6 protein-coding genes, 1 other RNA gene and 4 pseudogenes are annotated in these 8,534 nt (G+C 37.6%); 3 read left to right on the top strand and 8 right to left on the bottom strand.

Annotation, left to right across the window (positions count from 1 at the left end):
- Window positions 1-34: 34 nt before the first annotated feature.
- The 7 genes and pseudogenes from JCM21714_RS17245 to tadA all read right to left on the bottom strand — a co-directional run bounded on the left by JCM21714_RS17245 (window position 35) and on the right by tadA (window position 4,392).
- Window positions 35-295 (bottom strand): pro-sigmaK processing inhibitor BofA family protein, encoded by a 261-nt coding sequence (locus tag JCM21714_RS17245; protein ID WP_035726288.1) that lies wholly within the window; start codon window positions 293-295, stop codon window positions 35-37.
- Window positions 296-363: 68 nt separating this feature from the next.
- Window positions 364-579, bottom strand: a complete 216-nt coding sequence (locus tag JCM21714_RS17240) for a YaaL family protein (protein ID WP_035726291.1) — start codon at window positions 577-579, stop codon at window positions 364-366.
- Window positions 580-594: 15 nt separating this feature from the next.
- A pseudogene (gene recR, locus JCM21714_RS17235) lies at window positions 595-1,190 on the bottom strand (recombination mediator RecR).
- Between the two features lie 12 nt (window positions 1,191-1,202).
- Window positions 1,203-1,526 (bottom strand): YbaB/EbfC family nucleoid-associated protein, encoded by a 324-nt coding sequence (locus JCM21714_RS17230; RefSeq protein WP_035726285.1) that lies wholly within the window; start codon window positions 1,524-1,526, stop codon window positions 1,203-1,205.
- Window positions 1,527-1,550: 24 nt separating this feature from the next.
- A pseudogene (dnaX, locus tag JCM21714_RS17225) lies at window positions 1,551-3,255 on the bottom strand (DNA polymerase III subunit gamma/tau).
- Between the two features lie 290 nt (window positions 3,256-3,545).
- An RNA gene (gene ffs / locus JCM21714_RS19650) (signal recognition particle sRNA large type) lies at window positions 3,546-3,814 on the bottom strand.
- Window positions 3,815-3,894: 80 nt separating this feature from the next.
- Window positions 3,895-4,392 carry a tRNA adenosine(34) deaminase TadA gene (tadA, locus tag JCM21714_RS17220; RefSeq protein ID WP_035726282.1) on the bottom strand — a complete coding sequence of 166 codons (498 nt, stop codon included), beginning with the start codon at window positions 4,390-4,392 and terminating at the stop codon, window positions 3,895-3,897.
- 124 nt (window positions 4,393-4,516) lie between these two features.
- Between tadA and JCM21714_RS17215 the strand changes: the two genes are divergently transcribed.
- Window positions 4,517-5,041: a cysteine hydrolase family protein gene (locus JCM21714_RS17215; protein WP_035726277.1), complete on the top strand. Its 525-nt coding sequence runs from the start codon at window positions 4,517-4,519 to the stop codon at window positions 5,039-5,041.
- A 131-nt stretch (window positions 5,042-5,172) separates the two neighbouring features.
- Window positions 5,173-6,454, top strand: a pseudogene (locus JCM21714_RS17210) (glycoside hydrolase family 18 protein); the annotation flags it as partial.
- Between the two features lie 54 nt (window positions 6,455-6,508).
- On the opposite strand, the gene JCM21714_RS17205 reads toward JCM21714_RS17210, so the two are convergent.
- Window positions 6,509-6,955, bottom strand: coding sequence for an RrF2 family transcriptional regulator (locus tag JCM21714_RS17205; RefSeq protein ID WP_035726274.1), 447 nt, complete (start codon window positions 6,953-6,955; stop codon window positions 6,509-6,511).
- Between the two features lie 165 nt (window positions 6,956-7,120).
- Between JCM21714_RS17205 and hmpA the strand changes: the two are divergent.
- Window positions 7,121-8,346 (top strand): annotated as a pseudogene (gene hmpA / locus JCM21714_RS17200) (NO-inducible flavohemoprotein).
- Window positions 8,347-8,534: the final 188 nt, after the last annotated feature.

Below are 8,534 nucleotides of genomic sequence, written 5' to 3'. Positions count from 1 at the left end.
CGTTATTATACTTTAACATGTGTTTTCTTGTTATTTAAAAAACAAAAACATGCAACGCTGTTAAACAGGCAATCCCTGGAAGTCCTAATAAACCTACCATGATTGCTGTAAAGAAATTGATGGGTATGTGTAAGCCAAAGGATGCGCCGAATAAATTAAAGAAAAATAAAACTAGAACACCTATTGTAACTTTCATTACAACGCGACTACTACTTTTAACAATATTGACCGGAAATCCCTTTATTAATAGTATGACAATCAACAGTACAATCCCTGAAATAATCCACCATTCCATAATACTTGTCCCCCCCTTTTCCATGTAAGATCGTACTCTATTTATATGAATTAGAGGAGGAAAGTAGACTACTTTATAGCTGATAAGTTTCTTTCTTTTGCTTCTCTTAAGCAGTAGAAATACTTTGCCTTTGCTACAGCAACATCAAATCGGCCATATTCTGTAGGATCAATACTTCTAGCCATAATACTATCTAAATATGCCCATTCTCTTTTCAATAGGAAGATAGTATCTAATAATTTCTCATCCACTATTTCCTTTTTTACCTTTTTGGAACGAACCATTTCTGTCACCTACTATTATACTTCTCGTCTACCTTCAAGAGCCTTGGAAAGTGTAACCTCATCAGCATATTCTAAATCTCCGCCCATTGGTAGACCGTGAGCAATTCTTGTTGTCTTTATTCCAGAAGGTTTTACAAGTCGGGATATATACATCGCGGTCGCCTCCCTTCAATATTAGGATTTGTAGCCAAAATTAATTCCGATATTTCCTCATCCTTTAACCTGTTGATTAAAGAAGGTACATTAATATCTTCTGGTCCAATCCCATCCATTGGGGAAATAGCGCCGTGTAAGACATGGTATTTTCCATTAAACTCTCTCATTTTTTCCATTGCAATCACATCTTTTGGATCTTGAACAACACAAATTAACGATTGATCTCGTGTTTCGTCTTGGCATATAACACAAGGGTCCTGATCTGTGATATGACCACACACACTACAATGTGTTAGCTCACGTTTTGCATTTGCAAGAGCTTTTGCAAAATCCAACACGTCATCTTCCTTCATATTCAAGACAAAAAAGGCCAGGCGCACGGCAGTTTTAGGCCCGATTCCTGGCAATTTTGTAAAGCTGTCCATAAGCTTTGATATCGGTTCTGGATAATACATATGTGCTGCCTCCTAGAACATACCTCCAGGTAAGTTTAAACCTTTTGTAAATTTACCCATAGTATCATTCGTTTTTTCTTCTACCTCTTTTAATACTTCGTTCGTTGCAGCCAAAATTAAATCCTGAAGCATTTCAATATCATCCGGATCAACTACTTCTTCTTTTATTTCAATATCTGTAATTTCCTTTTTACCATTTGCCACTACTTTTACCATTCCACCACCAGCAGTTGCTTCAAACGTCATTTCTTGTAATTCATCTTGAGCTTTCATCATGTCCTTTTGCATTTTTTGCATTTGTTTCATCATTTTATTCATATTTCCTCCACCACGCATGGAAATCCCTCCTAAGAATTATATTTAATCATGTATTTCTAATAAATCATCGCCAACTAATTTTCTGGCAGCTTCCACCATTGGGTCCTCTTCTTTATTTGAAGCAGAAGAAGTAGAGGTGTCTGAACCTTCCTGTTGTTTCTGCCTTTGAACATATTCTTCACGCAAATTACTCCATTCTGCTTCTGGAATTGGAATAAAGGATAGATTCTGACCAAAAGTCTCAGATAATATTAATTCTATCGTTTGTTTATGCTCTAATGCAAGTGAACAGTGAATTTCATAACGGAATGAAATAATAACAACTTCGTCAGACGCTGCACTTGGCTTACTATTTTGAATCGTAGCATGCGCTGGTGCACTTTGCTTTTTTAACGCATCCATAAATGCTGGCCATTGTGATCGAATTTTCTGGATAGCTGGTTAGATGCATCATTTAAGACATTTCGTATGCGATCAATGGGAACCTTAAAACTATTTCGATTTGCTGATGCATTTCTTTTCGGTGCATTTGTCATTTGTGCTGGTTGATTTGTTTCGCTAGTTTGACTACTAATCTGTTTCAGTTGTTGTTCTAACTGGTTAATTCTATCATTTAATTGCTCAATTGCCGGAATCGGTACATCACTCTGTTTCGGCTTATATCCTTTATCGCAAATCTTTAATATCGCTACTTCTATAAACACCTTAGGCTGTTGGTCCATTTTATTTCCTGCTGACATTGATTAAGTTCTCTAATTGCCATCTGAATCCACTCAGCATCTAACTGTTTCGCCATTTCTATAAACGTTTCATCCACAATAGCACGTTCCAGGATGTTTTCTAAAGATGGTGCCGATTGATATAACAATAAATCACGCAAATAATAGATGACATCAAATACAAATCTGCCAGGATCTTTTCCTTCTTGAATCATCTGATCAACCTCTAGTAATGCTGCCTTCACTTCATTTCCATACATTTCGGTTACGACATTAGCTAATTTTGATTGTGAGACAGAGCCTGTAATCGCTAATACATCATCAATTTGCACTTGATCTTCACTATAGGAAATCGCCTGATCCAGTAAACTTAAAGCATCTCGCATGCCGCCTTCAGCAGAAAGTGCAATAGCCTCCAGGGCTTCCGTAGTAACATTAATTCCTTCTGCCTCCATAATACGTTGCATTCGGGCTACCATCGATGATTGTGCAATTCGTTTAAAATCAAAGCGCTGGCATCTTGAAATAATCGTTAATGGCAGCTTATGTGGTTCTGTCGTTGCCAATATAAAGATGACATGCTTAGGTGGTTCCTCTAATGTTTTTAATAAAGCATTGAAAGCACCTGTGGATAACATGTGCACTTCATCAACAATATAGACTTTATAGGTAACGGAACTTGGAGCATATTTAACTTTATCCCGAATTTCCCTGACATCATCCACTCCATTATTTGAGGCTGCATCAATTTCAACCACGTCCGAAATAGAGCCATCCTGAATGCCAAGACAGGCATCGCACTCATTACAAGGTTCAAGTGCAGGACCATTTTGACAGTTTACTGCTTTTGCAAATATTTTGGCAGCACTAGTTTTACCTGTGCCTCGGGGGGGACCTGAAAAAAGGTATGCATGGGTAAACTTGTCCTGCATAATTGCATTTTGCAATGTACGCGTAATATGTACTTGTCCAACTACATCTTCAAAATTCTTCGGACGCCAGACACGATATAATGCTTGATAACCCATAACCGATCCCCCTTTGCTTTTATTAATAGTATATCACGTCACATCTAATTTCATTACGATACGAACTGTCCATAAGAACTCCGCTGATGGAGGTCTCACTTTATTGTAGCAAAGTAATTATTAAAAAACGAGCCACAATCTTAAATATCAGTATATATAAATGGAGTTCTGACTTCACTTGGATGCAAAGAGCTCGAACTCCCCCCCCTTTGGAGATCTCCTTTTAAAATACTTATAAGAAAAAACCTCTTGCAATCAATTACAAGAGGTTGGATCGTTATATGTATGTGCCGTGCGCCAAGCTTCGATGGCGCTACCCTAAGCGTTACTTAAGTTGATAGCTCGACCCAGGCTTCCCCCCCACGGCACACAAAAAGTTTCGCTTAATGCTGCTTCCTTCCGGACCTGACATGGTTCACGAATTTCTGTTGCGTGGGACCCGGGTGTCAACACTACTCCCTTAAGGCAGACCTTAAAGTAACGACACCTCAGCAAGGCATTCAGTCTCGCTATAGCGGATTGCGAGTACAGGGCACCGCTACCTCCCCACCTAGCACGGCAAATTTACTAACCTATTCAGTTGCGCTAATTCAAAAGCGCATTTCTTAGTATAACCTCCTTTATAAAAAAATGCAATTATTATTCTTTAATATTTTTTTCCAGTTTTTCTTGTTTCTTTTTCAATCGCAGTTGTTTAAAAAAGACTGTTAACAATTGGCTTGCTTCCTGTTCCAATACCCCAGGAGTTACCTCAACCTGATGATTAAATCGGTTATCCTCTAGTAAATTATACAAAGTCCCCGCACATCCTGCCTTCTCATCCTTTGCTCCAAATACAACACGTGAGATCCTCGATTGGATAATAGCCCCAGCACACATTGGACAAGGTTCAAGTGTCACATACAATGTACAATTCTCCAAACGCCAGCTGCCTAATATATCATTTGCTTTAGCTATTGCTAACATTTCCGCATGGGAGCTGGTAGTTTGTAATTTTTCTCTTAAATTAAACGCTGAAGCTATTATTTCATCCTGATAAACAATAACAGCCCCCCCAATGGGAACCTCACCCAATACTTCTGCCCTTTTTGCTTCTTGTAAAGCGATTAGCATATATTCCTGATCCGTCAAATTCATCCCACTCTTCATGTATCGTTTAATTATATAGTGAAGAAAAAGTTAAGAAAGTTCAAGTAATTAATGCATGATTTCAGATAATATAGGGTATCTTGTCAACAGAGAAGAATAGGAGGTAAAGATGATGAAAAAAACAGCCGTTTTAGTCATCGATATGATTAATAATTTTAACTTTTATGAAGGCGATCTTCTTCTACATAATACAAAAGAGATCTTATCTAACGTAGTAAAGCTTAAAAAATATGCCAAAGAACATCAATTTCCAATTATATATATTAATGATCATTACGATACATGGGATACCAATTATAAACAAATTGCTCAGACCTGTTCCTCCGAAAAAAATGAAGAAGTCATTGCACAAGGTATACCAGAAAAAGAAGACTATTTTATTATGAAACCTCAAATGTCGGGATTTTTTCGTACTCCTTTACGTTCTTTGTTAGAACATCTGGAAATCGAACATCTTATTCTTACAGGGATTGCTGGGAATATTTGTGTTCTATTCACTGCCAATGACGCTCATATGCGAGGCTACACCATTCATGTCCCCCCCGAGAATTGTATCGCTTCGAACACAGATAGACATAACAAAGAGGCACTAAAATTAATGTCAGAAGTATTTAAGGCAGATACAGAGGCTATTTAAGTTATTAATACAGGTGGTAGCTCTGGAAATAAGAAATATTTTAGATCGTTCTATTTTTCATTTCTTATCATAAGGTAGACAGAGACGATCTTTTGATAAGGAAAGGGGGGGAACCATCTGTGCAAATTTATATTGTTAAACAAGGAGACAGCTTCTATTCTATTGCCAACCAATATGGGACTTCGGTTGAAAAGGTTGCTAATGCGAATGAGGTAAATCCACAACTACCTTTAGTAGTAGGTCAGGCACTGGTTATTCCGATATATGGTCAGTTTTATACGGTGCAACCAGGTGATAGTTTATATACAATTGGGCAAAGATTTGGTATATCTGCAGCGGAATTAGCAAATGTAAATCAAATAAATATCTATCAGTCCCTCTCCGTAGGTATGACGTTATATATTCCTGAATCTAAAGAGCCTGTGATAGAAACGAACGCCTACATTGAACCAATCGGAGGACAAGTCTCCGATACACTGGAGAGCGCAGCAAGAAAGCATATAAGTAATTTAACATATCTTGCCCCCCCATTTTCTTACCAAATTGACCGTAAAGGGAATTTAATTGCCCCCCCTCCATTAAATCAATTTGCAGCAATTGCAAATGAAAATAACGCCACTTTAATGCTGGTAGTCACCAATCTTGAGGAGGGTTCTTTTAACGCTGATTTAGGGCAAGTGATCATTACTAATGAAGAAGCACAAAATAATTTACTAAACCAAATTATTCAAACAGCAAAAGAAAAAGGATTTGGAGATGTTCATTTCGACTTTGAATTTTTGCCACCTGAAAATCGCGAAGATTATCGTTCCTTTCTAATAAAAGCTACCGATCGTCTTCATCAGGAAGGATTACTAGTATCTACGGCACTGGCCCCCCCGAAAACTAATGCAGATCAACAAGGCGACTGGTATGAAGCACACGATTATAAAGCACATGGTGAGATTGTTGATTTTGTTGTGCTGATGACATACGAATGGGGATATAGCGGCGGTCCTCCAATGGCTGTTTCTCCGATAGGTCCTGTGCGGGACGTGGTGAACTATGCGTTAACAGAGATGCCACCCGAGAAAATTTTATTAGGGCAAAATTTATATGGTTATGATTGGACATTACCTTATGAACCCGGTGGGGAATTTGCCAAAGCGATTAGTCCACAGCAAGGAATTCAACTTGCACGCGAAAATAATCAAGCAATCCTGTTTGAACGAAAAGGCGAAAGCCCCCCTATTTTTTCTATGTAGATAAAGAAGGAAATCGTCATGAAGTATGGTTTGAAGATGCTAGATCCATCCAGGCAAAATTTGACTGATTAAAGAAAAAAACTTAAGAGGTATTAGCTATTGGAAGCTTGGGTTGGCATTTCCTCAAAATTGGTTACTATTAGAGGATCGGTTTACGATTAAAAAAGAAGGTGAGTCTTTCACCTTCTTTTTTGGTGCTATTTTAAAAGTATGGAACAAGAAGCTAGTTTTTTTCGTTATTCCATTGCATCAATTCTTTTAATTCATCTTTATTTTCCATTAAATCCGCTAATGTATATTGATTTAGTACATTGAAAAAAGCTTTCATTGCTTCCCCCCCTACTACTGAACGTAATTTACAGGCGGGAGTAATGACACATTGATTATGCTCTCCGTCAAAGCACTCCACCAAATAAAAATCATTCTCCATTAAGCGAATGACGGCGCCAATATTAATCTCTCGAGGATCTCTTGCTAAAACAATTCCGCCATTTCGTCCTCTTGTTGTTTTAATATAGTCGTTGACACTTAATTGATGCACGACTTTACGTATATGCTCCGTTGATATATAAAAAGTATCGGATATATCCTTGATACTTACTTTTTGCTCATTAGCTGCAGTATATAGTAGCACTCGCAGCGAAAAATCGGTATATTTTTTCAAACGCATTGTCATTCCCCTTCCTTAATCCATTCTAACGGAAAGTAACTGGATTCGCTATTATGTTATTAACAAAATTGTCATACATTTCGCTGATAAGCTATTGATATATTATCTAAACTTTCTGTACAATTAAACATGTATTTAAAATACATTTTAATAGGAGTGTTTTTTATGGAGACAACAACTGTACTTGATAAGCAGACAATTGAAACAGTAAAAGTGACAGTACCTGTTCTCGCCGAGCATGGTCAAGCAATTACTTCCAGATTTTATCAGTTACTATTTATCAATAATCCAGAATTAAAAAATATCTTTAATCAAACCAATCAAAAGAAAGGAAAACAATCCCAGGCATTAGCAAATGCAATCTACGCAGCAGCGGCAAATATAGATCAGCTAGAAAATATTTTACCGGTAGTCCATCAAATTGCCCATAAACATAGAAGTCTTAATATTAGACCAGAGCACTATCCGATTATTGGAGAAAACCTATTAAAGGCAATGCAAGATGTTTTAAAAGAAGCTGCTACAGAGGAAATCATTGCCGCATGGGCAAAGGCATATAACGTGATTGCTGATATCTTTATTGAAGTGGAGAAAGACATGTATCAGGAGACAGATATGAAACCAGGTGGATGGACGGGTTATCGTGATTTTAATGTCTTTCAAAAGGTGAAAGAAAGTGACGTGATCACCTCCTTTTATTTAAAACCAACTGATAATGGCCCAATCCCTGCTTATGATGCCGGCCAATATGTAACAATAAAAGTGAATATTCCAGGAGTTTCTTATACCTGCCAACGTCAATATAGCTTATCCTCTAAACCAAATGGTGAATTTTTCAAAATTAGTGTAAAGAAGGAAGAAGGACTAATCAATAATCCTGATGGAGTGGTGTCCACTTACCTGCATGATTCTGTTCAAGAAGGAAACACGATTGCATTAAGTGCACCAGCGGGGGGGATTTTGTTCTAAATAATGAGAAGAAACCATTGGTCTTAATGAGTGGTGGAGTTGGATTAACACCATTAACAAGTATGTTAGAAACCGTAGTGGATCAGCAGCCGACCCGAGAGGTTTATTACATTCATGCAGCACAAAATGAAAAAGTTCACGGTTTAAGAGAAGCGGTAAAACAAGTGTCCGATAAAAATGATAATGTGCATACATTTGTTGTTTATGAAAAGAGTGAAGATCAACATAACTGTGATAAAGTTGGGTTTGTGGACTTGCCTTGGTTACAATCCGTGTTGCCAACAAAGAATGCGTCTTTCTATTTCTGTGGCCCCCCCGAACCATTTATGAGAGCAATGAACAATGCATTAAAGGAATGGAACGTAGCAGAAGACGATATTTATTATGAATTCTTCGGTCCAAAAGGGGGGGATCTATCATAAGCAAACAACCTACTCTATATAAAAATAATGCACATTAGACCCAAACTGCGACCTAGTGACAATTTTGAAAGTATGATGAATGTAAGCAAAAGCTCCGTCCATTTACTTCGCTTTAATAGGGTTCTACAACGTTAGTGACAGCTAGCACATGGATATCATTGCTTATTTCATCTTATTTGAACAGAGAT

This window comes from Gracilibacillus boraciitolerans JCM 21714 (genome assembly GCF_000521485.1).
In the GTDB taxonomy this organism is placed as follows: Bacteria; Bacillota; Bacilli; order Bacillales; family Amphibacillaceae; genus Gracilibacillus; species Gracilibacillus boraciitolerans.
The sequence above is the reverse complement of the archived record's forward strand: the minus strand, read 5'-3'. Positions and strand labels throughout refer to the sequence as shown.

What these genes read in the sequence shown, in the direction of transcription:
- JCM21714_RS17205 (WP_035726274.1), bottom strand. Translation starts at nt 6,955, where the DNA reads ATGCGTTTGAAAAAATATACCGATTTTTCGCTGCGAGTGCTACTATAT.
- JCM21714_RS17230 (WP_035726285.1), bottom strand. Translation starts at nt 1,526, where the DNA reads ATGCGTGGTGGAGGAAATATGAATAAAATGATGAAACAAATGCAAAAA.
- JCM21714_RS17245 (WP_035726288.1), bottom strand. Translation starts at nt 295, where the DNA reads ATGGAATGGTGGATTATTTCAGGGATTGTACTGTTGATTGTCATACTA.
- JCM21714_RS17240 (WP_035726291.1), bottom strand. Translation starts at nt 579, where the DNA reads ATGGTTCGTTCCAAAAAGGTAAAAAAGGAAATAGTGGATGAGAAATTA.
- JCM21714_RS17215 (WP_035726277.1), top strand. Translation starts at nt 4,517, where the DNA reads ATGAAAAAAACAGCCGTTTTAGTCATCGATATGATTAATAATTTTAAC.
- tadA (WP_035726282.1), bottom strand. Translation starts at nt 4,392, where the DNA reads ATGAATTTGACGGATCAGGAATATATGCTAATCGCTTTACAAGAAGCA.